Here is a 22,931-nt window from a genome sequence, read left to right as displayed (position 1 = left end):
ACAGGTACGCGGCGGGGCGGCGGCATCCCCCACACGTCCGACCCACGGGCAATGCCGTATGATGGCGTGGCTACAGAGAGACCGCGCCGCACATCGAAGGGACCAGGCATGACCACCGAACTCGACACCAGCTGGGCAACCGAGCGTAACGACTCCTTCTCACGGGAGCGCGCCAACCGTGTGGCCCGCAACTCCGTGACCTCCATGGACGTGATGGCCGCCGCCCGCGACATCTCCCAGATGCGCACCTACCATGACACCTATGGCATCTCCATCCCCAAGACGGGCGAGGTCACCAACCAGCGCCAGAGTGGCCGCTGCTGGATGTTCTCCGCCTTCAACGTGGCGCGCCAGGCGACCATGCGCTTCCTGGACGTCGACAGCTTCGAGTTCAGCCAGGCATACGGCATGTTCTATGACAAGCTCGAGAAGGCCAACGCCCTGTTCGAGCATGTCATCGAGACCGCGGACAAGCCCACCGACTCGCGTGAGGTACAGGAGATCCTCCAGGAGGGCATGGGTGACGGCGGCTGGTACCCGTTTGCCATGAACATCATCAGGAAGTGGGGCCTGGTTCCCAAGGACGCCATGCCCGAGACCGCCTGCTCCAAGAGCTCCACCCAGATGGATGACCAGCTCGACCGCGTGACGCACAAGGGCGCCTTCGAGCTGCGCGCGCTGGCCGCCGGCGGCGCGGCTGCAGACGAGCTTGCGGCCAGGAAGCAGGAGCTGCTGGCTGGCGTGCACCAGATCCTCTGCGTGTGCCTGGGCGAGCCACCGACGACCTTTGACCTGGAGCTCAAGGTGGGCAAGGACTGCAAGGCGGACGCCAGCCGGCTCTCCCCCATCGTGCCTGACCCCAAGCCCAGGACGTCCGACACGGGTGACAAAGACGATAGGGATGACGAGAAACCCCAACAGATCCTGCGCGACGCCCACCTGACGCCGCGCGAGTTCGTGAGGCGCTACGTGCCGTTCGACCCCGATGCCTACGTGGCGCTCGTCTCCATCCCCTCAAGGCGCTTCCCCTATGGCAGGGTCTACCGCGTGCTGCGCAGCGACTCCGTCCTCGGCGGCCTCAAGACCCGCTGCCTCAACGTGGCGCCCGAGGTGCTCGAGCGGGCGGCCATCGCCAGCCTGAAGGACGGCAGGCCCGTGGCGATGGCCTGCGACGTCATGCAGCAGTTCCCCCGCCACATCGAGGACTTCAAGCACGTCCTCTCCACGGACGCCGTGGACGTGAGCGGCCTGTTTGGCGTCGACCTCGACATGGATCGTGCGGGCATGATCGACGTCTGCGAGACCGAGCTGACCCACGCCATGACCTTCCAGGGCGTCGAGCTGGACGCAAAGGGCACGCCCAAGGCCTGGCGCGTGGAGAACAGCTGGGGCAAGGACGCCGGCAAGGACGGCTACCTCATCATGAGCGCCGACTGGTTCCGCCTCTACGGCGGCGAGGTGGACGCCCATCGCAGCTACGTGAGCGACGAGCTGCTCGAGCTGTGGGATGACGAGAGCAGGGACATCGAGGTCGAGCCCTGGAGTGGCATGGGCCGCGCCCTGGGCATCAGGCGTCGCATCTAGGCCCGTCCCAGCATTCGCGTGCGGGCAGGCCGCCCGGAGCCACGGGGATCCGAGCAGCCTGTGCATGCCCTGCGATCGCCTACCGCTCCGGCAGGATCTCGATGTACTGGCCGTCGGGGTCACAGATGAAGTACAGCCCCATGGCGGGGTTCTCCCTCTGGATGCAGCCCATCTCCTCGTGCAGCCTGTGGGCCGCCTCGAAGTCGTCCACCACGAAGGCGATGTGCGTGTCCATGCCACCGTTGTCATAGGGCTCGGTGCGCCCCCGGTTCCAGGTGAGCTCCAGTTGGAAGCCACTGTGCGGGTCGGTCATGAAGGTGTTGGACCACGAGCCGTCCGCAGGGCCACTCACGTGGTCGACCACCAGGCCGAGCGCCCGCTCGTAGAAGGTGCGGGTGGCCTCGAGGTCGATGACGTGGGTGCAGCGATGCACGAAGCGAAAGTTCATGGCGTCCTCCCAAACCTAGGCAACGGATATCATGGATCCAACTGACAGCAGTGTATACCAGGGAGGCTGGCATGGCCGTACGCAACGTGGTGTTTGACATGGGGCAGGTGCTCCTGCGCTTCGACGGGATGCTCTTCGCGCGCATCTTCACCGAGGGCGAAAAGGACGCCACGCTCCTGGACAGGGCCCTGTTCTCCAGCCCCACCTGGGCGCTGCTGGATGCGGGCGTGGTGGACGAGGCCACCATGGAGCGCGTGGCACGGGCGAGCCTGCCCAGGCGCCTATGGGACAGCCTGCACGATGCCCTGCGCGACTGGGACCTCCACCAGCCAGCCATTCCCGAGACCAACGCCCTGGTCGAGCGCATCCATGGGGCTGGCCTGGGCCTCTACCTGCTCTCGAACGCCGGCCTGCGCTTCGAGCGCGCCCACCGGCGCATCCCCACATGGGACCTCTTCGACGGCTGGGTGGTCTCGGCCTTCGAGCGGCTCATGAAGCCCGATGCCCGCATCTACGCCCTCCTCTGCGACCGCTACGAGCTCGATCCCGCCACCTGCCTCTTCGTGGATGACAATCCCAACAACGTGCGGGGTGCCGAGGCCGCCGGCATGCAGGGGCACCTGTTCGAGGGCGCCGATGGGCTCGAGCGGGACCTGCGCGAACGTGACGCCTGGCCCGAGGGGGCAGGGGTCCCGCCCCGTTCGCGCCGAGGGCTATCGTGACGGCTCGCCGCGCCTCAGGCGCGCAAACGAGGGCAGCGAGGCGACGAGGGCGACGGCATAGGCGACCAGGACGAGCCCCGGCACGCCCAGCACGCTGACGCATGCGCCCACATACACCGTCGAGACGGTGACCGCGACGGAGCCGAGGGACTCACGCAGGGCGATGAGGGAGGCGCCCCTGCCGGTGGCGGCGCGCCGCTGCAGCGCGGTCATGAGGCAGACGTCCTGCATGGAGTTGCCCAGGCCCGTCACAAGCAGCAGCGCGCAGCGCAGCAGGGGCCCCACAAGCACGCCAAACAGCAGGTAGGTGGTGAGCGCCCCCACGGTGAGCGCCCGATAGAGCCTGCCCGTCTCGAACCGATAGCCCACAAGCTCAAAGAGCACGTTCCCCATGAGCATGCCCGCCATGAGCGCGCCGAGAAACCATCCGTAGAGCACGGTGGGGTCGAGCGCCTGGACCTGCGACGCGATGGGCATGAGCGCATTGAGCGAGCCAAAGGCGAATCCCGAGGTCGCGTCGATGGTAAGGAGCGCGGCCGTGGATGCTCCGAGCGAGCGGAGGAGGGCCCACGCATGCGGCCGGTGGGCCGTGTCCTCGGGCCGCGCCTCGCCCCGCCCTCCGAGGCCGTCCCCCTCGGCGGACATCCCATCACCCGCGCTGGATCCCTCTCCCTGAGGCTCCTGTGCCTGCGGCATGAGGTGGCCAGCGGCAACCGAAGAGACGACCATGAGCGCGAGCGCGCATGCGATCGTGGGCCTCAGGCCCCAGGCCGAGAAGAGCGCGGAGCTCGCGAGCGGGCCGCACACCAAGGCCGCGTTCACGATGGTGAGCAGACGATTGGTTGCCCTCGACACCTGTTCCGGCCTGCACAGGCTCGGCACGAGGGAGAAGTAGCAGGGGGTCACCAGCGCCTCGACGAGCGCCCATGAGGCGGAGAGCACGTACAGCCACGCCTGTCCCGTCACGAACAGCAGCGGCACATACAGCAGGAGCCGCATCACCTCACTCACCTGCAGTATGCGCAGGGGCCTGATGCCACGTCGCTCGAGCACAACGAGCACCGCGTTGGCGGGTAGCGCCGGCAGGGAACGGCACAGGATGAGGAAGGCCATCGCGACCATGCTCCCGCCAATGGAATAGACCATGTTCGGCGTGAGCGTCGACACCATCCAGCTCGCGAGCAGCGAGGCGCCTCTGGCCAAGAGCAGCACGGCGAGACTCATGGGATACCCCCTGATCGATCTGAATCAAATCGAGCGCAGCTCCTCCGGAAGCTTACGGGACCTGAAAGGGCCCCTCGTGGCGTACGGTCGCCTTCACGTGGCGCGGGACGGCATAGAGCACGTTGGAGCCAATGACGACGTTCGCGCTCCTCTTGGCCTCCTCGAGGGCGCCGCGAGGCGCATAGGAGTGCTCGAAGCGCCGCAGCATGGAGAGGTCGTTGCCGCCGTCACCATAGACCGCCACCTCGTCATTGGCAAGGCCCAGCTGCCGCGCAAGCCAGGCGACGCCCTCCGCCTTGGTGGCCGTAGGATCGGTTATCTCGAACATGCGCCTGCTGAAGGGGGCATTCACGGCCTGGTCCGCATGGGCCGCGACGAAGGACGCCAGGCGCTCGCGCACCTCGTCATCGCCCGGCTCGGTGCGATAGTTGACCTTCACCACCACCTGCGAGCAGATCTCGTCCGGCGTCTGGCCATAGAGGCGCTCGCCCCCGTCGCGTGTCATGCCGCGCAGAACGATGCGCCGCACGAGGGACATGCGGAGGCGGGCGGCCTCGTACTCCTTTCGCGAGCGGCGCTCCAGCGTGTGGTCGAGCGTGACAAACTCGAGGGGGAGCTCGGGGAATGCGACGAGCAGCTCCTCGATGAAGGCGGGATCCATGGGCACGTGGTGGACGATCGAGCCGTCGCGCCCCAGTATGATGGCACCGTTCGCGCAGACGACCTCCACGGGGACGTCCCCAAAGCCCACGGCCGCGCTCGAACGCACTGTGCGCCCTGTGGCAAGGGCAAAGTGGCGCCCGGAGTCGCAGGCCATGCGCACGGACGAGAGCACCTCCCTGCCCGCCTGGTGCGTGAGGCCAAAGAGCGTGCCGTCGAGATCGCTGGCGAAGAGGCCGACCATCAGAACTCCCCAAACGCGGGCTCACCCACCAGGCAGAGGTCGCGTCCCGCCGACAGCTCGGCGAGCGCAGACACGAACGCCTCCTCGGTACCGCTCAGAAACACGCAGTTCATCTGCACGTCCTCGGCGAAGATGGTGTCACGCACCCTGCCGCCGCACGTGGCCACCAGACGCTCCACCCTGCCATAGGCGCCGTAGGGTATGGTGGCCGTCACGCGCGTCACGAGCGCCATGCGCACGATGGAGCCTTCCGTGCGCGCCTGTTCGAGCGCTCTCTGGACAGCGGCCGCGTAGGCCCTCGCAAGGCCCCCTGACCCCAGGAGCGTGCCGCCAAAGTGGCGCGTCACCACGCAGCACACGTCGGCCAGGTCCGCACCGTGCAGCACGTCGAGGATGGGTTGGCCGGCCGTGCCCTGTGGCTCCCCATCGTCCGAACGCCGCTCGCGACCATCCGAGAGCGCCCAGGCGGGCACGTTGTGACGGGCGTCGCGATGGGAGCTGCGCACGGAATCCACGAAGGCGCGGGCCTCGCGCTCGCCCTCCACATGGGTGATGTGCGCGATGAAGCGGCTCCTGCGCTCCTCCACCTCGCCCCGTGCGACGACGCCTACCGCAATCGTGTCGAACGACCTTCGCATGTCCACCTCCCCCGCTGCCTACGCTAGCAGAACCGAACGACAGAAGTGTACGTTGGATGGCATCCGAGAAATCGCACCTGGGCAGACGTGAGGCTATCCCAATCCAACGCGCACGTCCCACCTCCCAGGGCCGTACGAACTGTATGGTACAATGCACGCTGCGAGGTGGGCCAGACGACCGCGGGACGTGTGCGTCACGAGGAAAGTCCGGGCTCCTGAGGGCAGGAAGCTGGCTAACGGCCAGGCGGGGTGACCCGACGGAAAGCGCCGCAGAAAAGAAGACTCCCGCTGTCCCCTTGGGGATGAGAGAAAAGCTGAAACGGTGGTGCAAGAGACCACCAGCGCCTGGGCGACCAGGCGGCTTGGCAAGCCCCTTCCGGAGCAAGCGCAAATAGGAGCGCCATGGTGTGGCCCGCACCGCGCTCGGGTTGCGCGCTCGAGGCCTGCGGCAACGCAAGGCCCTAGATAGATGGTCGTCCACGACAGAACCCGGCTTACCGGCCCGCCTCGCAGCTGCCATCCACACAAGATTGCATGGGCTGCCGTGCACCGTCGGATTTCCCTGGCCCGGACGAGTCGTTCGCAAACATAGGCGCAGAGGCTTGGACACGGCCGTGGAAACCGTCTCGTTCATGCAGGTACAAGGGTTGTTGCCCACACGACAATGGAAACTATGCCCTCAAATATTGCATACGACTCATACGGGAGCAGAGGCCGCACGCGTGGGTCATGCGGACACCGGCCAATCTGGCCTATACTGGTTGGCCGGAGGGCGGGTCAGAGCATGCAGGCAAACGACATCATCGTCATAGGCATCGCCGGGGGCACCGGCTCGGGCAAGACCACCATCACCCGCAGGATCCAGGAGCGCTTCGGCTCCGACGTGGTGGTCATCTACCACGACAACTACTACAAGGCGCATCACAACCTCTCGTTCGAGGAGCGCACCCGCCTCAACTACGACCATCCCGACGCCTTCGACACCGACCTCCTGGTACGCGACCTTGCGGCGCTGCGCCAGGTGCGGACGGTACGGTGCCCCGTGTACGACTACACCATCCACGACCGCTCGCAGGAGACCCTCACCATCCATCCCGCCAGGGTCATCGTGGTGGAGGGCATCCTCATCTTCCACGCGCCCGAGCTGCGCGACCAGATGGACATCAAGATCTACGTGGACGCCGATGCCGACGTGCGCATCCTGCGCCGCATCCAGCGCGACGTGCGCGAGCGCGGCCGCTCGCTCGAGAGCGTCATCTCCCAGTACCTCACCACGGTCAAGCCCATGCACGAGGCCTTCGTCGAGCCCTCCAAGCGCTATGCGGACGTCATCATCCCCGAGGGCGGCCAGAACGAGGTGGCCATCGACATGCTGATCAACCGCATCGCGGCACACACGGGTAGTGGCGTCTCCCACTCGGCATAGTGGCCCCGGACGCCTGTGTCAGCCTTCTCACTATTCATAGAACATGTGTACGTCCTCAGGGCCATCGCCTATACTAAGAAGGCGAACGAGTGTTCCGCATTGGGGAGGGCGCATGGATGTCATGGACAAGCTCACGATACTGGCGGAGGCGGCCCGCTTCGATGCCGCCTGCACCTCTTCTGGCGCACGTCGCGGGCCCAAGGCGGGGAGGCTCGGCTGCACCTCCCCTGCGGGCTGCTGTCATAGCTTCACGGCAGACGGCCGCTGCATCACGTTGCTCAAGGTGCTCATGTCAAATGCCTGCAGCTACGACTGCGCCTACTGCGTCAACCGATCGGGTGCCCGCTGCCAAAGGGCCACGTTTGCCCCACACGAGCTCGCACAGCTCACGGTTGACTTCTACAGGCGCAACTACATCGAGGGTCTCTTCCTCTCCTCCGGCGTCCTGGGCACGCCGGACGCCACCTCGGAGCGCATGATCGCGTGCCTGCGCATCCTCAGGGACGAGCTGCGCTTCAACGGCTACGTGCACGCCAAGGTCATACCGGGCACGTCGCCCAAGCTCGTGGAGGCCCTGGGCCGCCTGGCGGACAGGCTCAGCGTCAACCTGGAACTGCCCAGTGCCGCCTCGCTCACGACCCTCTGTCCCCAGAAGGGCCAGCGAGCCGTGCTTGCCCCCATGCGGCAGATCGCCGAGGGACATGCCCAAGAGGGGCAGCGCCTCCTTGCGTCCGGAGCCACCCGCGGGACGGGGATCCCGTCCCATCACCCGCAGGGGCGTCAGCGCGATGGGCGCTCGCTGCTCGTCAACGCGAACGCGCTCACCCTGGGCAGGTCCCCCAGCCCCGTGCCCACGGCACGTCGGCGCTTTGCCCCAGCGGGGCAGTCCACCCAGCTCATCATAGGCGCCACGCCCGAGAGCGACCATCACGTCCTGCGGCTCTCGCAAGCGCTCTACCAGCACTTCGACCTCAAGCGCATCTTCTTCTCCGCCTATATGCCCATGATCGAGGATGCCCGGCTGCCCGAGAGGGACACGCCCGTGCCCCTCAGGCGCGAGCACAGGCTCTACCAAGCCGATTGGCTCATGCGCTACTACGGCTTCTCGCCCGACGAGCTGGCCACCCCCACCGAGCCTTGGCTCGATCTGGACCTCGATCCCAAGCTCGCCTGGGCGCTCAGGAACATCGCCCGCTTTCCCGTGGAGGTCATGGATGCCCCACTCCCCATGCTCCTGCGCGTGCCGGGCGTGGGGCCCGTCGGTGCCCGGCGCATCATGAGCGCCCGTCGCGCCCAGCGTCTGGACTTCGGCGACCTCGGAAGGCTGGGGGTCACCCTCAAGCGGGCTCGTCACTTCCTCACCTGCTCGGGAGTCCGCGACCGCGAAAGCCCGCTCGACGCCGAGCTCATCCGACAGAGGGTGGTGAGCGATGCCACGTCCTCCCGCTACAACCGCGCACGTCGTGCGGCAGAAGGCCAGCTCTCCCTCTTCTGAGGCAGCCGTCCCGCGCAGGAGGGATCCCCTCTCCCCCATCCTCGAGGACACGGTCCGTGAGCTGGCGGGGCTCCTCGGGCGCGGGTCCCCGGTCGCCGTGGCGGTGGATCCCTCGCTCGAGGGCATCCTTGCCGCCACGGGCCTGGGGTACCTGGCCCATGCCGACGCTCGCCGCCTGCGCCTGGTCGCACGCGGCGCCGCCCAGCCGCGCATCGGGGAGGCCTACCTCGAGGCGCCCTCCCCCAGCGAGGAGGGCATGGTGGAGCTGGCCACCCGCGTCCTTGGAGGCTTCCGGCAGCGCTGCGGGGCCACCTGCGCCCGACGGCTGGTCCTGGCTGCCGCCACGGACGACGCGGGGGCGGCCGAGGCGATCCACCGCTATGTGCGCCTGGGCTTCTCCCGCGGCACGGCCCTCCTCGACCTCGTGGCGGACGGGCGCTGTCTCGAGCTCAATCGCCTGGCCCGCTCCACCCTCTCCGAGTGCGAGCACACGCGTCAGTTCGTTCGCTTCTCCCACCTGTCGGATGGCAGCTGGATGGCGCGCTTCGAACCCACGGCCAACACCATCCCCCTCACCGCACAGCACTTCGTCAGGCGCATGCCAACGGAACGGTTCTTCATCGTGGATCCCGTGCACCATGTTGCCGCCTTCCACCAGTGGGGTGCCAGGCGGGCGGATCTGCTCACCGTCAGGGGCGCCCTCCTGGATGGCCTCTTGGATCGTGGACGCCAGGTTGCGGGGGACGAGGAGCTTGCCCGCATGCTCTGGCGCAACTTCTACGGCGCCGTGGCCCTTCCGGGGCGGGACGCCTCGCAGCGCGGATATGACCTCCGCGTGGGCCTCATGCCCAAGCGCCTTTGGAAGAACCTCACGGAGCTCGCGGACGCCTAGCCGCCCCGCCGCGGGGCGGGAGGTACCACATGCCTACAACAGGCTGCAACAAGGGGAGGGACAACGCACCGCGCCGTCCCTCCCCAGGAATCCCATCGGGAGGATGTCTGGCTTGGCTGAGACCAGGCTCGGTGCCCGCCCGCTAGTCGAGATCGCTGAAGTTGGTGTCGCTCGCCGCAGGCTGATACGAGGGAACGGTGCCGCCTGCAGTGGGGGCCGCAGCCTGGGGTTCGGGAATGCTGACGCTGGCGGCAGCGGAGCCGTTGGGAGTCACCAGGCTGCGCTGGGGGAAGACGGAGTCGGCGTCGTCGATGAAGTGCTGCAGGAGCTTCTTGTACTCGTTGCGAAACTCCTCACGCGACTGCTTGAGACGATCGATCTCATCCAGCTCGCTCTGCTTCTCGGCGAGGGCCTGGCGAATGACCTCACGCGCCTTCTGGTCGGCCTCGGAGCGTATGGTCTCCGCATTGGCGCGGGCGTCGGAGACGATCTTGTCCGCGCTCTGTTGGGCGACGATGAGCACCTGGGAAATCTGGCGCTCCGTGGCAGAGAGGCTGCTCTCGCCGGAGGCGGCGGGGGCGGGGGCGGGCACATACTCGACAGCCGGGGCGGCCATGGTCTCGCTCTGCTGCTCCTGGAGCTGTGCGACCTGAGCTTGGGCAGCGGCAAGCTGCTGCTCGCTGTTGTTCAGACGGCCCTTGAGATCCGCGATCTTCTTGAGCATGGCATCGACTTCGGTGGAAACCTGATCGAGGAAGGCATCGACCTCCTCGGTGCTGTAACCGTGCTTCTTGGCCTCAGAGAACGTCATCGACTCGATGTCTGCGGGAGTGATAGCCATCTTTGCCCCTTTCGAATTGCGATGGTGCAGCATTCATGCATTACTGACGTCCGACAGTCTATCGCATTTGCCTACAGCAAAAGACGCTGAACGAGCTGCAGCACGATGATAGCAACAAATGGAGAGAAGTCCACAACACCCGCCATGGGGATGAAGCGCCGGAATATGCCCACAAAGGGCTCGACGACCTTGCCCAACGTGGCACGGAGCTCCACGAGCGCCCCGCTCGGGGAGGGGATCCACGAGAGCAGCGCCCATACGAAGATGAGGAGCTGATAGGCAGTGAGCAGACGGCTCAGGAGGACGGGCATGGGCTATGCCCTCCCCTTGTCGGCCAGCTGGCCCGTGCGCTCGAGCGCTGCGTCCACGCCCCGTTCGATGGCATCGAACAGGATGGGCTCCATGGCGCGCAGGCCAGCGGCGGTCGTACCGCCAGGCGAGGTCACGCGCTCCATATAGGCGCGCGGATGATCGCCCGACCCCAGCAGCTGCCGTGAGACGCCACAGATGGTGGAAAGCACCATCTCGCGGGCGGCAGGGGCCGTCATGCCGTGCTCGACGGCGGCGCGCACCATGAGGTCGGCAAAGAGCGCCACGTAGGCGGGACCACAGCTCACGACGGCGCCCTCGGCGTCCAGCTGATCCTCGCGCATCACATGGGCAGAGCCCAGGCACGAGAACAGCGCAACGGCGAGCTCCCCGTCCTGTGGGGTGGCCGTGTCGCCCAGGCAGAGGGCCGTGGCGCCCGAGAGCACCTGCACCGGCAGGTTGGGCAGGGCGCGCACGAGGCGGGCGCTGGGCACGAGCTCCGTGAGCGTCTCGAGCGAGACGCCAGCGGCTATGGAGATCACGAGCCTGTCCTCCAACTTGTCCGCGACGTCCTCGAGCACGGCAGGAAGCACCTGGGGCTTCACGGCCACGACGAGCACGTCGAGGCTACCCGCGAGCATGTCCTGGGCACTTGCGAAGGTCTGGATGCCCAGGAGCGCCAGGCTGTCCAGCCTGTCCTGGCTGGGGTCGCACGCAAGCACGTGCGCGGCATCAACGGTGTGGGACGCCACCAGGCCCCGGGCGATGGAGCCGCCCATCGCACCGGCACCCAGAACGGCAATGGTCTTCTCTGTGGAAGGGGGCATGTCCTACCTCTCGATGGTTCCGTCCTGCACGAGCTTGTCGACGTCGGTCTGCGAGAGCTCGATGCCCTGGGGGATGACGGCGAACACGCGGTCGCCCAGCTCCTCCACGGAGCCAGAGATGCCGCAGGACAGCCCGAAGCAGAAGTCGAGGATGCGCTTGGCGGTGTCGATGTTGGTGTTCTTGAAGGCAAGCACGACGGGCTGGCCGGTGCGCACGCGGCGCACCACCATCTGGACATCATCGTACGATGCGGGCTTGAGCACATAGGGCGGGAGCTTGCCCGAGGTGCTCTGGCGCGGGATGGGCTTGAGGCCGATGTCGGCGGGGGTACTGCCATCGGTGGTGTTACCCAGCACGGATGCGCCGTGGGAGGCGACGGGCGCGGTCTCCTCCTGGGTGTAGCCACCCGCGCCATAGGCGTTGTTGTAGTCATTGCGGCGGCTGTATTCGCGCTCGCGCGGAGCATACTCGCGCTCGGGGGCACGGCGGGCTGGTGCGGCGGGGCGATAGCCCTCCGCCTGCTGGGCATACGAGCCGCCGCCACGGTTGTTGTCCACAGGCCTGCCGGAGCGCGTGTAGACGGAGACGCTCTCGGCCTCGGGGCGACGGGTGTTGCCCAAGACACCGGACGTGCCAGGGTCCGGCGACGCGACACCCCGCCTCGCGGGGCGCGCATCGGATCCCTCGTCGTAGTACTCGTCGTACTCGTCGTCATCATAGTAGCCGTCATCCTGCGGATGGAGCCTATCCCTGAGGTTGTCGAAGAATCCCATGGTTCCCACCTTCCTTGCCGCGGTGCGGCACCCTCCTCGTGACTAATTCTATCCCAGCCGGTATCCATCGCTGAACACGACCCTGCCAAGCCGCACCAGCGTCGACCCCTCCTCGATGGCGATGGGGAAGTCGTCGCTCATCCCACACGAGAGCACATCGAGCGCGAGGCCCGTCTCACCCCGCAGCCGTTCCGCCAGCTCGCGCAGGCCCGAGAAGGTCCTGCGTGCCCGGTCCGGCTGGTGAGCCGGTGCCATCGTCATGAGGCCACAGATCGCGATGCCCTCAAGCGACATGAGCGCGTCCATGGCCGCCGTGACCTCATCGGGAGAGAACCCGCCCTTGGACTGCTCCCCACTCACGTTGACCTCCAGCAGCACGTCGCACGTGAGCCCACGAGCCCGGGCACGCTTGGAGATGGACGAGGCAAGATGCTCCGAGGAGACCGAATGGATGAGCGCGACGTTACCGATGACCTGGTTGATCTTGTTGGTCTGCAGGTTGCCGATCATGTCGAAGCGAACGGAGGCCATCTCGGGATGTGCCGCCACGCCGGCCAGCTTGCGCTTGAGTTCCTGCGGGCGGTTCTCCCCAAAGGCGCGCCATCCCGCCTGCCAGGCCCGAAAGACCTCGTCCGGACCGACCGTCTTCGAGACGGCGAGGGTCGCGACGTCCCCCGCGCTCCGACCCGAGCGCCGGGCGGCATCGGCGATGCGGCCCATGATCTGGGCCCGTCGCTCACGTAGGAAGGCATCATAGCCCTCCGGACTGTCTGCCATGTTCATCACCCTACCCTTCCCTGAAGGCAACGGCCGCATGCCTGCCACAGGCACCCCGCTCCGCTCGGTACGAATAGAAGCGGTCGGTAGCCCGGGGCGTGGAGATGCCCGTGCCCTCGATGGCCGACTGCGGGAGCCCCGCGTCCACGAGGGCCGTGCGGACGCAGGCCCCCAGATCGAGATGGCGCTCGCTGGCGCGGGCCCGCGGGCCGAACTTTCCCACGAACCGATCGAGCAGCTCCGCGGACACCTCGTAGTCCTCTCCCATGATGTGGGGTCCGATGTAGGCGCGCGCGTCCTGGGGTGCGGCGCCCGACCGCTCGCACAGCCTGGCAAGCGCGGTCGCGGCGATGCGCCTGAGCGTTCCCCTCCAACCCGAATGCACGACGGCGTAGCCATCAGGAGCGGTCAGCACCACGGGGACGCAGTCCGCAAAGCACAGCATCACGGCGACGTCGGACACGGTGCAGACGATGGCATCGGCACCAGCCGCGGCCTCCTCGCGTGCCCGCGCGACAGACGCGTCGTCATTCGCGGTGACGCACACCACATGGTCACCGTGCACCTGGCGCGGAACAACCAGCCGCCCGAGGCCACCGGCAAACCCCATGGCCTCGAGCGCGCGACGACGGTTCTCGGCCACATGCGCCGAATCGTCGCCGCAGGCCGAGCCCAGGTTGAGCGAGGACCACGCCCCTGTCGAGACCCCTCCCGCACGCTCGGTGAATGCAAGCGTGACCCCACTTGGGCGGTCGGTCCCGCCAAGTAGGGTCACACCATGCCCGCCGTGTCGCTCACGCAGCATGGAGCACATGCTAGATGCGGCTCCGCTTGAGGAACTCGGGAATGTCGAACTCCTTGTTCTCGCCATTCTGATTGGAGGACGAGGGGCTGGACGTGCGGGCCTTGGAGGCGGGCGCAGCGGGACGGCTGGCGCTACGGGAGCGATCCGCGGAGAGCGTGGGCAGTGGCTGCTGGATGTTGGCATCCTTGAAGCCCGTGGCTATGACGGTGACGCGCACCTGGTCGCCCAGGCTCTCATCGACGACCGTGCCGAAGATGATGTTGGCCTCGGGGTCGACGTTCTTGGCAACGACGTCAGCGGCGTCATTGATCTCCTGGATGCCCAGGTCCTTGTTGCCGGCGATGGAGAGCAGCACGCGTGTGGCCCCATCGATGGAGTTCTCCAGCAGGCGGCTGGCGATGGCCTCCTCGGCGGCATCGGTGGCGCGGTTGTCGCCAGAGGCGGTACCCACGCCCATCATGGCGGTGCCGGCACCGCGCATGATGGTGCAGACGTCCGCAAAGTCGAGGTTGATGAGGCCCGGGACCGTGATGAGGTCAGTGATGCCCTGGGTGCCCTTGCACAGCACGTCATCCGCCATGCGGAACGCCTCGAGGAAGGAGGTCTTCTTCTCGGAGAGGTCGAGCAGGCGATCATTGGGAATCACGATGAGGGCATCGACGCTCTCGGAGAGCGACTGGATGCCATCGGCGGCACGGTTGGAGCGAGGACGTCCCTCGAACGAGAACGGCTTGGTGACGACGCCGACCGTCAGGGCGCCCACATCGTTCTTGGCGATGTCGGCAACGACGGGAGCGGCACCGGTGCCGGTGCCACCACCCTCGCCCGCGGTGATGAAGACCATGTCGGCACCGGCAAGGGCCTGCTTGATCTCATCATGCGAGTCCTCGGCCGCCTCGGCGCCCACCTCGGAGTTGGCACCTGCGCCCAGGCCGCGCGTGATGTCCTGGCCAATGTGCACCTTGATGTCGGCATCGGAGATGGCGAGGGCCTGCGCATCGGTGTTGATGGCAACGAACTCGACGCCGCGGATGCCCTCCTCGATCATGCGGTTGACGGCATTGGTGCCGCCACCGCCTACGCCCACCACCTTGATGACGGCCATGTAGTTGCTCGGAATGTCGTTGTCCATCATTGCTCCTCCTTGCTCGGCGCCGGCAGCGGAGACGGCCGCCTCTGCCCCCTGGACACTCGCCAGCCCCTGCTTGGTGGCAAAGCCACGGTTGGCTTCGACATCGAGACGGCGCGCCTTTGTCTTCGACTTCATGGTTTGACCTTACTTCGTGTGCAACGAACCTTCCCGCCTGTGAATCGCGCAGCCAACATGCTGGATGAGCAACCCTAAACCTCAGGTAGAACCCTATGGCTTATACAAGGCGCGTCATGTTTGCACACCGGAGGCCCTTGTGCTGTCAAATTTGTTCGTTCCATGAAGTCAGCAGGTAGAGTCCTGTTTTTAGAACCCTTGAGTCCCTCAGGCAGGCCTTGAGGGTTAGAGTTTGCGAGCATCCGAGGGACAGGGATGGCGCATGGCTCGGTGGACGCGCCCCTCCCCCGAGCCCTCCTCACTATGTGGGGAGGGCAGCTCGGTGCTTGCAGAGGCGGCAAGCCATCTGCCTGTGGGTCTCTGACTTCGACTGCACGTCACATGCGCACGGCCCCGACACCCCACAGCCGTACGTCCCCTAGGTCGCAGAGCCCGTGGCGCCCGTCCCCGCCTGCACGTCGTCCGAGGCGATGGCCCTATACGTGGGTGACGAGGGCACACGCACGTTGATGTACGTCACCTTGTTCTCGTGCGCGGCGAGGATGGCACCCACGGCCGTCTCCTTGGCCTCGATGTCCGTAGGCGCCCCCAGCGACACCTCCACGCCGCTCGACAGCGTACACGCGATCGAATCCAGGCTGGGGACGGAATAACTCACGACCTGCGCGTTCATGGCACTCGAGAAGCCATTGCGATACGAGCTGACGGCCGTGATGACCGAATCGGTCGCCGTCGTGCCCGCAACGGGACTGACGGACGCCGGCACGTCGGTGATCAGCAGGACTCCCAGCGACTGCGCCTCGCCCAGCGCCACGTCGCCCATCGACGAGCCGTCGGGCACGTCGATGGGATAGGGCTCCACCCATACGCCGTCTGCCCCGAGGCACCACGCCACGCTTCCGGTGCCCATGACCACGATGGCCTCGATGTCCCGCTCATGCACCACGATTCGCAGCCGATCGGGGAACTCGCGCACGTACTCGACCGACCCAACCCAGGGATTCTTGCGCAGGTTGTTCGTGACCTTGCTTTCGTCCAGGTTGAGGAGGGTCGCGCCGTCATCCACGGCGGCGAGGCGCACGATGGAGTCGGAGTCCATGTGAGCGGTGGCGTCGGCATCGACGCCCGTGATGGTGAAGACGGGCGTGTACGAGAGGATGAGCACGGCGAGCAGCCCAACGAGCGCAAGGGAGGCGATGACGATGGTGCCGATGATGAGGCGTCGTATCGGGAGATACCTCTGGGAGCGCTCGGCACCCGATCCGCGGCGGTCGGGCGTGAGCTCGCGCCTGGCGGAACGACGGTCCCGTTTCGGGTGCAAGCCGCCCCGGGCGCCCACGCGCCCCACCCGCCTGGGCGCTCCCCCCCGCCTCGTGGGGCGGGAGCTGGTCCTGTGCGTGCTCACGCCCGGGGCAGCACGTGGCCGTGGGGTGGAGCCGCGCCGTGTGGGTCGCATGCCAGCCATGCTAGGCCCCGAATCCCAGGAACTTGACCTCAGGCGTGAGGTCCGTGCCGTACGTGTCCATGACCGCGTCGTGCATGCGCGTCATGAGCCTGATCACGTCGTCAGCCGTGGCTCCACCCGTGTTGATGATGAAGTTGGCATGCCTCTCGCTCACCTGGGCGGCACCCTCGCGCGCACCCGAGAGGCCACAGCCCTCCACGAGCGACGCGGCGGAACCCTCCGCGGGGTTGCGGAACACGGAGCCACAGGAGGGCCTGCCCACGGGCTGCGTGCGCTGTCTGTGGGCGATGAGCGCGTTCATGCGAGCCGAGATGTCCCTCTTGGTGCCACCCCGCAGGCGCAGCGTTGCCTCGAGGATCACCGACGCGGGGTCGATGGACGTGGTGCGATAGCCCCATGCCACCTCGTCTGCCGACAGGCGGTGCAGCATGCCGTGCAGGTCGCAGGTGACGACGCTCTCGATGCACCGCGAGATCCAGTCGCGGCGCGTGCCCGCGTTCATCGAGACGGCACCGCCCAGCGTCCCCGGGATACCAATGCAGAACTCCAGGCCCGCAAGCTCATGCGAGAGCGTCTCACGCACGAGCCTGGACAGGGGAACGGCCGCCCCCACCGTCACGATGCCATCGTCCCCGAACGAGATGCGCGAGAACTCCCTCCCCAACTCGATGACACAGCCATCGTAGCCCCCGTCTGAGACCAGGATGTTGGACCCCTTGCCCAGGATGACCCACTCCACGTGCTCGTGTGCGAGAACGGCAAGGACCTTCCTGAGCGCCTGAAGGCTGTGAGCGTGACAGAAGAGCGCCGCCGGCCCACCGATGCGGCAGGTCGTGCGGCGCGCCATGCGCTCGTCGCGCGTGACGTCCGCGTCATACGCCCCCGAGAGGGTCATGTATGCGTTGTAGATGCCCACGTCCCCATCCAGCCGCCTAGGCCCGGGCCGCGGCGTCGGCCTCGTGCCTGGCCTCGATGAAGGCGGGCCCGATGGCGGTGATGTCGCCGGCACCCTGGGTGATGAGCAGGTCGCCCTCCCGGCACACCGCAAGCAGGCGCTCCACGAGCTTGCGTGGGTTGGCGGCAAAGCTCACGTCCGCCACGTGTCCCCGCTCGCTCACCTGGTTGGCGACCACCTTGCCCGAAACGCCGGGAATGGGCGTCTCCCCCGCCGAGAAGACCTCCGTGACCACCAGCACGTCCGCATCGTCAAAGGCCGTGGCAAACTGGTCGGCAAGGGCCTGGGTGCGGCTGTAGCGGTGGGGCTGGAACGCGCACACGATCCGCCGGAAGCCCAGCGCCTTGGCGGCAGTGAGCGTGGCCCTGATCTCCGTGGGATGATGGCCATAGTCGTCCACCACGGTGATGCCATCCACGTCCCCCACGTGGGTGAAGCGGCGATGTGCGCCCTTGAAGCGCGAGAGGGCGCACGCGGCCTCGCCCATGTCGAAGCCGCAGACGTCCGCGACCGCAAGGGCGGCCGTCGCGTTGGCGATGTTGTGGTCCCCCGGGTTAGCCATGAGGCTCACGTTCACGCTGGTGCCGGCAGGCGTGCGCACGGTGAGGTCGCTCTCGAGCTTGTGGGCACCCACGACCTTCCTGCGTGCGCAGACATAGTCGCAGGACTCGTCGAAGCCATAGGTGACGACGTGACGCCCCGTGGACGTGGCCAGCTCGACATAGTGCTCCACGTCTCCATTGATGATGACGGCGCCATCGTCACCAACGAGGTCCATGAACTTGCAGAACGTCCTCTCGATGTTCTCGAGCGTGCCGTAGTGATCCAGGTGATCCGCCTCGATGTTGGTGACCACGACCACGTTGGGGTTGAGGTAGAGGAAGGAGCCATCGGACTCGTCCGCCTCGCACACGAAGTAGCCGCCGTTGCCATTGCGGCCATTGGTCCTGTACTCCTCCACGATGCCCCCGATGAGGAAGGAGGGATCCCTGCCCAGGTGGTCGAGCATGGTGGCAATCATGGATGACGTGGTGGTCTTGCCGTGCGTGCCCGCGACGGCGATGGTCTCGGCGCCATCCGAGAGCGCAGAGAGCATCTTTGCGCGTGGCCAGACGGGGATGCCCAGTTCACGAGCGCGTACGACCTCCGGATTGGTCTCGGGGATGGCCGAGGAGATGACCACGACGTCGGGCGCGACCTCGTCGACGGTCCCTGCCGCATGGCCGACATACACCTTGACGCCAGCCTCCTCGAGGTCGCGCACATAGCGCGACGACTTGAGGTCGGAACCCGTCACGGCATAGCCACGCTCATGGAGCACGAGCGCGATGCCGCTCATGCCCGCACCACCGATGCCGATGAAGTGTGCGCTCTTGAAGTCCTGCGAGGTGGTGATGGACATGATGGGGGGATCCTCCCAAAGTCGATGGCAACGTGAGAAGGGGCACTCGGTTGTGCCTTGACTACTCTAGCTCATCGATCGGCTTACCCGGCCGTCTGCGCCGCACTCTCCACTTGGTCTGCGAGAGCGGAGGCGGCGCGATCCTGACCGAGGCCACGTGCCGCCACACGCATCGCCTCGCGCCGGGCGCCATCATCCACGAGCGAGAGCAGCTCATGGGAGAACGCGGGCGTATCGATCCGATCATCCGCCAACATGACCGCGGCGCCCACCCCAACGAGGTAGGTGGCATTGGTGGTCTGGTGGTCGGCCGTGGCATGGGGATAGGGCACCAGCATGCTGGGAACCGCCAAGGCGGCGATCTCGGCGATGGAGGATGCACCGGCGCGCGCGAGCACCAGGTCGGATGCCGCCAGGACCTCCCCCATCGCATCGATGTAGGGACGCACCTGCCAACGACCTGCCTCCTCGTCCGTGAGATCGAGGGCACTCACCACATGGTCATAGTCCCTCTGGCCCGTGGAGTGGATGAGGTAGAGCCCCTCGCGGCCCAAAAGCTCGTCCTTGAGGGCGATGACGCCCTCATTGAGGTGTGCCGCACCCAAGGAGCCGCCAAAGACCACAAGCAGCGTGGCGTCGGCCGGGATGTCGTTGTGGGCACGCCCGGCCGCCCCGCTTGCCCTGATGACGCTGGAGCGCACGGGATTGCCCGTGACCACGATCTGCGTCGCGGCACCCACGCGCTCTCTGAAGGCGTCGATGGCGACGGGGAGCGACACGCACACGCGCGCGGCCTTGGCCGCAAGCGCCTTGTTGGCGAGGCCCGGAACGGAGTTCTGCTCATGGAGCACGACGGGGATGCCCTGGCTGGCACACCAGTTGAGGAGGGGAAGCTCGACATAGGCGCCAAAGCCCACGGCCACGTCGGGACGGCGCGTGGCGGCGAGGTGCCTCCCGATGGCCGCCTGCGCGCGTCGCATGCGCCACAGGGCGGAGACGAGCGTCCAGGGACGCGCGCGGTCGAAGCCCGTGACCCGTATGGGGGTGAAGTCGAAGCCCGCCTGGGGCACGAGCTGCGCCTCGAGCCTGGTGGCCTGGCCAAAGAAGTGCACCTCGTGGCCACGGTCCCGCAGTTCCTCGGCAAGTGCCAGCGCTGGGTTGATGTGCCCTGCGGTTCCGCCGGCCGCAATGGCCACACACAGGCTCTTCGCCATGAGATCAGCTCCCTTTGCCGCCGCGCGTCCCCCTGACGTGTGGCTTCGAGTCATCACCGCGCAGGCGGTCGCCTGCATCCGGTCCAAGGTCTATGCGCGGCGCCCGCGCGTTTCCCAAGCGCACGTTGGCGGGCTTCGTCGGCCGCACGCGAGATGCCACCTCGCCCCCGCCATACATCCGAAAGCCCGTACGCCCGACAGGGCGCCCCGAACGCGGCATTGGCGCGCCCGCACCCTCCGTGGGGCCAAGCGGGGTGCCCTGTGCCGCGGTCACGCTCCACGCGCTGCGGCGCTCATCATACTCCGAGAGGGGCATGCGCGACTCCTTGGAGACCGAGAAGACGAGCCCCACGATCATGATGCTCGACATGATGGAGGACCCGCCATACGAGACGAAGGGTATGGGCTTGCCCGACAGGGGAAAGATGCCGATGACGCCGCACACGTTGAGCAGCATCTGTATGACCAGGATGGACGAGCAGCCCATGGCCACGAGCCGGCCGGCGAGGTCGGGCGCATTGATCGCGATGCGATAGCCCGCCCACAGGAGCACGGCAAAGCCCGCGAGCATGCCCACCGTGCCCACGACGCCGCACTCCTCCCCGATGACGGCGAAGATGAAGTCGTTATGCGCAAAGGGCAGGTAGTTGTACTTCTGCTTGCTCATGCCGATGCCCACACCAAAGAGCCCACCCGCGCCGAAGGCATAGAAGCCCTGGATGAGCTGGTAGCCGTTGTTGTAGGGATCGGACCATGGATCGAGCATGGCCATGAGGCGAGCACGGGAGTAGTCGTCCTTGAGCGAGAGCGCCAGGAACACGATGATGCCCACGGCCAAGAACAGCAGGAGATAGCGCACGGGAAAGCCCGCGATGTAGGCCATGACCACCAGCGAGAGCGCGATGACCATGACCGTGCCCTTGTCGGGCTGACAGATGATGAGGACGAGGGGCACCGCGATGCCCAGGGCCACCCCCCTGAGAAACGTGCGCTGATCGATGTCACGGGCGACGTAGAAGCGGTCGAAGAGGCGGACGGCCACCAGGATGACCGTGATCTTGGCAAACTCCGAGGGCTGCAGCGAGAAGGGCCCCAGGGAGATCCAACGGGTCGCGCCGTAGGCGTCCCTGCCGGCAAAGGGCAGCAGCACGAACGCCAGAAGGAGTATGGTCACACCCCAGAGGGGCCGCATGAGCCTCCCCAGGAGCCTGTGGTAGCCAAACGCCACGATGGCGGCCGCCCCCAGGATGCCCAGCCCCGCAAACAGCGCCTGGCGCTTGAGGTAATAGGTGGGGTCATTGCCCAAGGCCGCGCTGGAGAGCGCCGTGATCGACGAGCTGGAATACACCATGAGCAGGCCAAAGGCGAGCAGGGCCAGCGCCGTCACCAAAAAGACGAGCCGTGGCATCATGATGCGCGCGGGCACGCCCATGATGAGGCGGGCCGAGCGTTCCCCGTGCGCGGTGCGGGTGGGGGCCTGCTCGCCTCCCTTCAAGCGCGCGGTGTCTGTCCGTCGACGGCGTGCCATCTAGCGGACGCCCTCACGCGAGGTGGCAAGGTCGCTCACGAGCCGCTTGAAGAGCCTGCCGCGCTCCCCCATGTCATGGAACTCGTCAAACGAGGAGCAGGCGGGCGAGAGCAACACCGTGTCGCCGGGGCATGCCGCGGACACGGCCGCCTTGAAGGCATCCCTCAGCCTGCCGGCCACGAGCACCCTGTCCTTCCCCATGCCCTCCGTGGCACAGGCCTGGGCGAGGCGTGCGCCGGCATCGCCAAAGCAGACGGCGACACGGGCGCGGGAGGCGACGGAGCGGGCAAGGGGGTCGAGGTCGAGCCCCTTGTCGTGGCCTCCCAGGAGCAGCACGATCCTGCCCTGGTCGAAGGCGGTGAGCGCCTTCTCGACGGAGTCGGGGTTGGTCGCCTTGGAATCGTTCACGAAGTGGACGCCCCCCACCGCGCCGCACGGCTCGATGCGATGCTCGATGGGGTTGAAGGCACGCAGGCCCACGCTGGCATCCTCGGCGGAGACGCCCAGCTCGAGCGCCATGGATGCCGCCGCCAGGGCGTTCTCCACGTTATGGGCGCCCCTGATGCGCAGCTCGTCCGCGCGAAGGAGCACGTGCTCGACGCCGTCGATGCGCACCACGAGGACGCCGCCGCGCACGAAGGCGGCGTGAGGCCCCCCCGGATCCCGCTCGACGTCCACCACCAGCGTGCGCAGGCCGCGAGCGCGCTGGCGACCGGCAGCGGCACGGCACCGGTCGTCCGTGTCGCCGATGACGGCCAGGTCCCCGTCCGTGAGGTTGGCAAAGACCTTCTCCTTGGCGGCCGCATAGGCCTCCAGGGAACCGTGCCACTCGATGTGGTCGGGCGTGATGTTGAGCAGACAAGCGCAGCGCGGATGCAGCAGGCGCGTCTCCTCAAGCTGGAAGCTGGAAAGCTCCGCCACGAGCCAACGGCCCGCGGGGCGATCCTCCACGGCGTCGATGGTGGGCGTGCCAATGTTGCCCACGCAGGCGGCGTCCAACCCGCCCTGGGCGAGCAATGCCTGGGTGAGCAAGGTCGTGGTGGTCTTGCCGTTCGTCCCCGTGATGGCCACCCAGTCGTGCGGGCTCTCGCGCCATGCGAGCTCGGGCTCGCCGATGACCTCGGTGGCATGCGCCCTGGCAGAGGCAAGGAAGTCACTTGACTCGGGAATGCCCGGGGAGGCGATGGCAAGGTCGAAGCTGCCGGAGACCTCTTCGGTACCCACGTGCACGACGGCACCCAGCGCCTCGAGCTCACGGGTGGTGCCCCCCACGGTGGAGCTCGCCCCCCCAAAGACCGTGACGGAGGAGACCCTGCCCTTGGGAAGGCCCAGCAGGTAGCGCCCGACGTCGCACCCCGTGCGGCCGAGGCCCAGGACGCAGACGCTGCCCAGGGGCCGATTCGCTTGAATGGCACTCTCAGACATCGCGACCTC

The 22,931-nt window shown here is 67.1% G+C and carries 22 protein-coding genes and 1 other RNA gene; 6 read left to right on the top strand and 17 right to left on the bottom strand.

Annotation, left to right across the window (positions count from 1 at the left end; translation table 11 throughout):
* The first annotated feature begins 108 nt into the window (after positions 1-108).
* Positions 109-1,584 carry a C1 family peptidase gene (locus J2S71_RS08605; RefSeq protein WP_021725838.1) on the top strand — a complete coding sequence of 492 codons (1,476 nt, stop codon included), beginning with the start codon at positions 109-111 and terminating at the stop codon, positions 1,582-1,584.
* A 79-nt stretch (positions 1,585-1,663) separates the two neighbouring features.
* On the opposite strand, the gene J2S71_RS08600 is transcribed toward J2S71_RS08605, so the two are convergent.
* Positions 1,664-2,032, bottom strand: coding sequence for a VOC family protein (locus tag J2S71_RS08600; RefSeq protein WP_021725933.1), 369 nt, complete (start codon positions 2,030-2,032; stop codon positions 1,664-1,666).
* A gap of 71 nt (positions 2,033-2,103) precedes the next feature.
* Between J2S71_RS08600 and J2S71_RS08595 the strand changes: the two genes are divergently transcribed.
* Entirely contained in the window at positions 2,104-2,754 is a 651-nt protein-coding gene (locus J2S71_RS08595; RefSeq protein WP_307390851.1) for an HAD family hydrolase, read from the top strand.
* Here the strand turns inward: J2S71_RS08595 and J2S71_RS08590 are convergent.
* The 3 genes from J2S71_RS08590 to J2S71_RS08580 are packed head-to-tail and all read right to left on the bottom strand — an operon-like array spanning position 2,746 to position 5,520.
* Positions 2,746-3,978: an MFS transporter gene (locus J2S71_RS08590; RefSeq protein WP_307390848.1), complete on the bottom strand. Its 1,233-nt coding sequence runs from the start codon at positions 3,976-3,978 to the stop codon at positions 2,746-2,748. The two genes, J2S71_RS08595 and J2S71_RS08590, sit on opposite strands and share 9 nt — an antisense overlap.
* A gap of 52 nt (positions 3,979-4,030) precedes the next feature.
* A complete protein-coding gene (locus J2S71_RS08585) occupies positions 4,031-4,882 on the bottom strand; it encodes an HAD family hydrolase (protein WP_307390845.1) in 852 nt (283 codons plus the stop codon).
* Positions 4,882-5,520 (bottom strand): IMPACT family protein, encoded by a 639-nt coding sequence (locus J2S71_RS08580; RefSeq protein ID WP_307390842.1) that lies wholly within the window; start codon positions 5,518-5,520, stop codon positions 4,882-4,884. Before J2S71_RS08580 ends, J2S71_RS08585 begins: the two co-directional genes overlap by 1 nt.
* A 162-nt stretch (positions 5,521-5,682) precedes the next feature.
* Here J2S71_RS08580 and rnpB point away from each other — a divergent pair.
* From rnpB to J2S71_RS08560, 4 genes are all read left to right on the top strand, one after another.
* Positions 5,683-6,033: RNase P RNA component class A (rnpB, locus tag J2S71_RS08575), an RNA gene on the top strand.
* A 271-nt stretch (positions 6,034-6,304) separates the two neighbouring features.
* Complete coding sequence (gene udk / locus J2S71_RS08570; protein WP_307390839.1) at positions 6,305-6,946, top strand: uridine kinase; 642 nt, start codon at positions 6,305-6,307, stop codon at positions 6,944-6,946.
* A gap of 112 nt (positions 6,947-7,058) precedes the next feature.
* Positions 7,059-8,441, top strand: a complete 1,383-nt coding sequence (locus tag J2S71_RS08565) for a putative DNA modification/repair radical SAM protein (RefSeq protein ID WP_307390836.1) — start codon at positions 7,059-7,061, stop codon at positions 8,439-8,441.
* A complete protein-coding gene (locus tag J2S71_RS08560; RefSeq protein WP_307390834.1) occupies positions 8,410-9,333 on the top strand; it encodes a TIGR03915 family putative DNA repair protein in 924 nt (307 codons plus the stop codon). The genes J2S71_RS08565 and J2S71_RS08560 overlap by 32 nt, the downstream gene beginning before the upstream one ends.
* Before the next feature lie 142 nt (positions 9,334-9,475).
* On the opposite strand, the gene J2S71_RS08555 is transcribed toward J2S71_RS08560, so the two are convergent.
* The 13 genes from J2S71_RS08555 to murD form a co-directional block, all read right to left on the bottom strand.
* Positions 9,476-10,174 carry a DivIVA domain-containing protein gene (locus J2S71_RS08555; protein ID WP_021725902.1) on the bottom strand — a complete coding sequence of 233 codons (699 nt, stop codon included), beginning with the start codon at positions 10,172-10,174 and terminating at the stop codon, positions 9,476-9,478.
* Between the two features lie 71 nt (positions 10,175-10,245).
* On the bottom strand, positions 10,246-10,485 hold the full coding sequence (locus tag J2S71_RS08550) for a YggT family protein (protein WP_021725809.1): 240 nt from the start codon (positions 10,483-10,485) through the stop codon (positions 10,246-10,248).
* 3 nt (positions 10,486-10,488) lie between these two features.
* Positions 10,489-11,310 carry a pyrroline-5-carboxylate reductase gene (gene proC, locus J2S71_RS08545; RefSeq protein ID WP_021725924.1) on the bottom strand — a complete coding sequence of 274 codons (822 nt, stop codon included), beginning with the start codon at positions 11,308-11,310 and terminating at the stop codon, positions 10,489-10,491.
* Between the two features lie 3 nt (positions 11,311-11,313).
* Positions 11,314-12,084, bottom strand: a complete 771-nt coding sequence (locus tag J2S71_RS08540; RefSeq protein WP_307390827.1) for a cell division protein SepF — start codon at positions 12,082-12,084, stop codon at positions 11,314-11,316.
* 48 nt (positions 12,085-12,132) lie between these two features.
* On the bottom strand, positions 12,133-12,861 hold the full coding sequence (locus tag J2S71_RS08535) for a YggS family pyridoxal phosphate-dependent enzyme (protein ID WP_084620859.1): 729 nt from the start codon (positions 12,859-12,861) through the stop codon (positions 12,133-12,135).
* A gap of 10 nt (positions 12,862-12,871) precedes the next feature.
* Positions 12,872-13,675 (bottom strand): purine nucleoside phosphorylase YfiH/LACC1 family protein, encoded by an 804-nt coding sequence (locus J2S71_RS08530; protein ID WP_021725938.1) that lies wholly within the window; start codon positions 13,673-13,675, stop codon positions 12,872-12,874.
* 1 nt (position 13,676) lies between these two features.
* The gene (ftsZ, locus tag J2S71_RS08525) at positions 13,677-14,801 is read right to left on the bottom strand and encodes a cell division protein FtsZ (RefSeq protein ID WP_040651437.1); all 1,125 of its coding nucleotides are present in this window, start codon (positions 14,799-14,801) and stop codon (positions 13,677-13,679) included.
* Positions 14,802-15,351: 550 nt separating this feature from the next.
* Entirely contained in the window at positions 15,352-16,254 is a 903-nt protein-coding gene (locus J2S71_RS08520; RefSeq protein ID WP_307390822.1) for a cell division protein FtsQ/DivIB, read from the bottom strand.
* Positions 16,255-16,399: 145 nt separating this feature from the next.
* Positions 16,400-17,314, bottom strand: a complete 915-nt coding sequence (murB, locus tag J2S71_RS08515) for a UDP-N-acetylmuramate dehydrogenase (RefSeq protein WP_040651505.1) — start codon at positions 17,312-17,314, stop codon at positions 16,400-16,402.
* Between the two features lie 16 nt (positions 17,315-17,330).
* Positions 17,331-18,755, bottom strand: coding sequence for a UDP-N-acetylmuramate--L-alanine ligase (gene murC, locus J2S71_RS08510; RefSeq protein WP_021725880.1), 1,425 nt, complete (start codon positions 18,753-18,755; stop codon positions 17,331-17,333).
* Positions 18,756-18,838: 83 nt separating this feature from the next.
* Positions 18,839-19,969: an undecaprenyldiphospho-muramoylpentapeptide beta-N-acetylglucosaminyltransferase gene (gene murG / locus J2S71_RS08505; RefSeq protein ID WP_307390817.1), complete on the bottom strand. Its 1,131-nt coding sequence runs from the start codon at positions 19,967-19,969 to the stop codon at positions 18,839-18,841.
* A gap of 4 nt (positions 19,970-19,973) precedes the next feature.
* Positions 19,974-21,497 carry an FtsW/RodA/SpoVE family cell cycle protein gene (locus tag J2S71_RS08500; RefSeq protein ID WP_307390814.1) on the bottom strand — a complete coding sequence of 508 codons (1,524 nt, stop codon included), beginning with the start codon at positions 21,495-21,497 and terminating at the stop codon, positions 19,974-19,976.
* Positions 21,498-22,922, bottom strand: a complete 1,425-nt coding sequence (gene murD, locus J2S71_RS08495) for a UDP-N-acetylmuramoyl-L-alanine--D-glutamate ligase (protein ID WP_307390811.1) — start codon at positions 22,920-22,922, stop codon at positions 21,498-21,500.
* Positions 22,923-22,931: the final 9 nt, after the last annotated feature.

Source organism: Olsenella profusa DSM 13989, assembly GCF_030811115.1.
Taxonomy (GTDB): domain Bacteria; phylum Actinomycetota; class Coriobacteriia; order Coriobacteriales; family Atopobiaceae; genus Olsenella_F; species Olsenella_F profusa.
The sequence above is the reverse complement of the archived record's forward strand: the minus strand, read 5'-3'. Positions and strand labels throughout refer to the sequence as shown.

What these genes read in the sequence shown, in the direction of transcription:
- J2S71_RS08550 (WP_021725809.1), bottom strand. Translation starts at nt 10,485, where the DNA reads ATGCCCGTCCTCCTGAGCCGTCTGCTCACTGCCTATCAGCTCCTCATC.
- udk (WP_307390839.1), top strand. Translation starts at nt 6,305, where the DNA reads ATGCAGGCAAACGACATCATCGTCATAGGCATCGCCGGGGGCACCGGC.
- J2S71_RS08565 (WP_307390836.1), top strand. Translation starts at nt 7,059, where the DNA reads ATGGATGTCATGGACAAGCTCACGATACTGGCGGAGGCGGCCCGCTTC.
- J2S71_RS08590 (WP_307390848.1), bottom strand. Translation starts at nt 3,978, where the DNA reads ATGAGTCTCGCCGTGCTGCTCTTGGCCAGAGGCGCCTCGCTGCTCGCG.
- J2S71_RS08595 (WP_307390851.1), top strand. Translation starts at nt 2,104, where the DNA reads ATGGCCGTACGCAACGTGGTGTTTGACATGGGGCAGGTGCTCCTGCGC.
- J2S71_RS08540 (WP_307390827.1), bottom strand. Translation starts at nt 12,084, where the DNA reads ATGGGATTCTTCGACAACCTCAGGGATAGGCTCCATCCGCAGGATGAC.
- murG (WP_307390817.1), bottom strand. Translation starts at nt 19,969, where the DNA reads ATGGCGAAGAGCCTGTGTGTGGCCATTGCGGCCGGCGGAACCGCAGGG.
- J2S71_RS08580 (WP_307390842.1), bottom strand. Translation starts at nt 5,520, where the DNA reads ATGCGAAGGTCGTTCGACACGATTGCGGTAGGCGTCGTCGCACGGGGC.
- J2S71_RS08555 (WP_021725902.1), bottom strand. Translation starts at nt 10,174, where the DNA reads ATGGCTATCACTCCCGCAGACATCGAGTCGATGACGTTCTCTGAGGCC.
- J2S71_RS08530 (WP_021725938.1), bottom strand. Translation starts at nt 13,675, where the DNA reads ATGTGCTCCATGCTGCGTGAGCGACACGGCGGGCATGGTGTGACCCTA.
- J2S71_RS08500 (WP_307390814.1), bottom strand. Translation starts at nt 21,497, where the DNA reads ATGGCACGCCGTCGACGGACAGACACCGCGCGCTTGAAGGGAGGCGAG.
- J2S71_RS08605 (WP_021725838.1), top strand. Translation starts at nt 109, where the DNA reads ATGACCACCGAACTCGACACCAGCTGGGCAACCGAGCGTAACGACTCC.
- murC (WP_021725880.1), bottom strand. Translation starts at nt 18,755, where the DNA reads ATGTCCATCACCACCTCGCAGGACTTCAAGAGCGCACACTTCATCGGC.
- J2S71_RS08600 (WP_021725933.1), bottom strand. Translation starts at nt 2,032, where the DNA reads ATGAACTTTCGCTTCGTGCATCGCTGCACCCACGTCATCGACCTCGAG.
- J2S71_RS08535 (WP_084620859.1), bottom strand. Translation starts at nt 12,861, where the DNA reads ATGGCAGACAGTCCGGAGGGCTATGATGCCTTCCTACGTGAGCGACGG.
- J2S71_RS08585 (WP_307390845.1), bottom strand. Translation starts at nt 4,882, where the DNA reads ATGGTCGGCCTCTTCGCCAGCGATCTCGACGGCACGCTCTTTGGCCTC.
- proC (WP_021725924.1), bottom strand. Translation starts at nt 11,310, where the DNA reads ATGCCCCCTTCCACAGAGAAGACCATTGCCGTTCTGGGTGCCGGTGCG.
- murD (WP_307390811.1), bottom strand. Translation starts at nt 22,922, where the DNA reads ATGTCTGAGAGTGCCATTCAAGCGAATCGGCCCCTGGGCAGCGTCTGC.
- ftsZ (WP_040651437.1), bottom strand. Translation starts at nt 14,801, where the DNA reads ATGATGGACAACGACATTCCGAGCAACTACATGGCCGTCATCAAGGTG.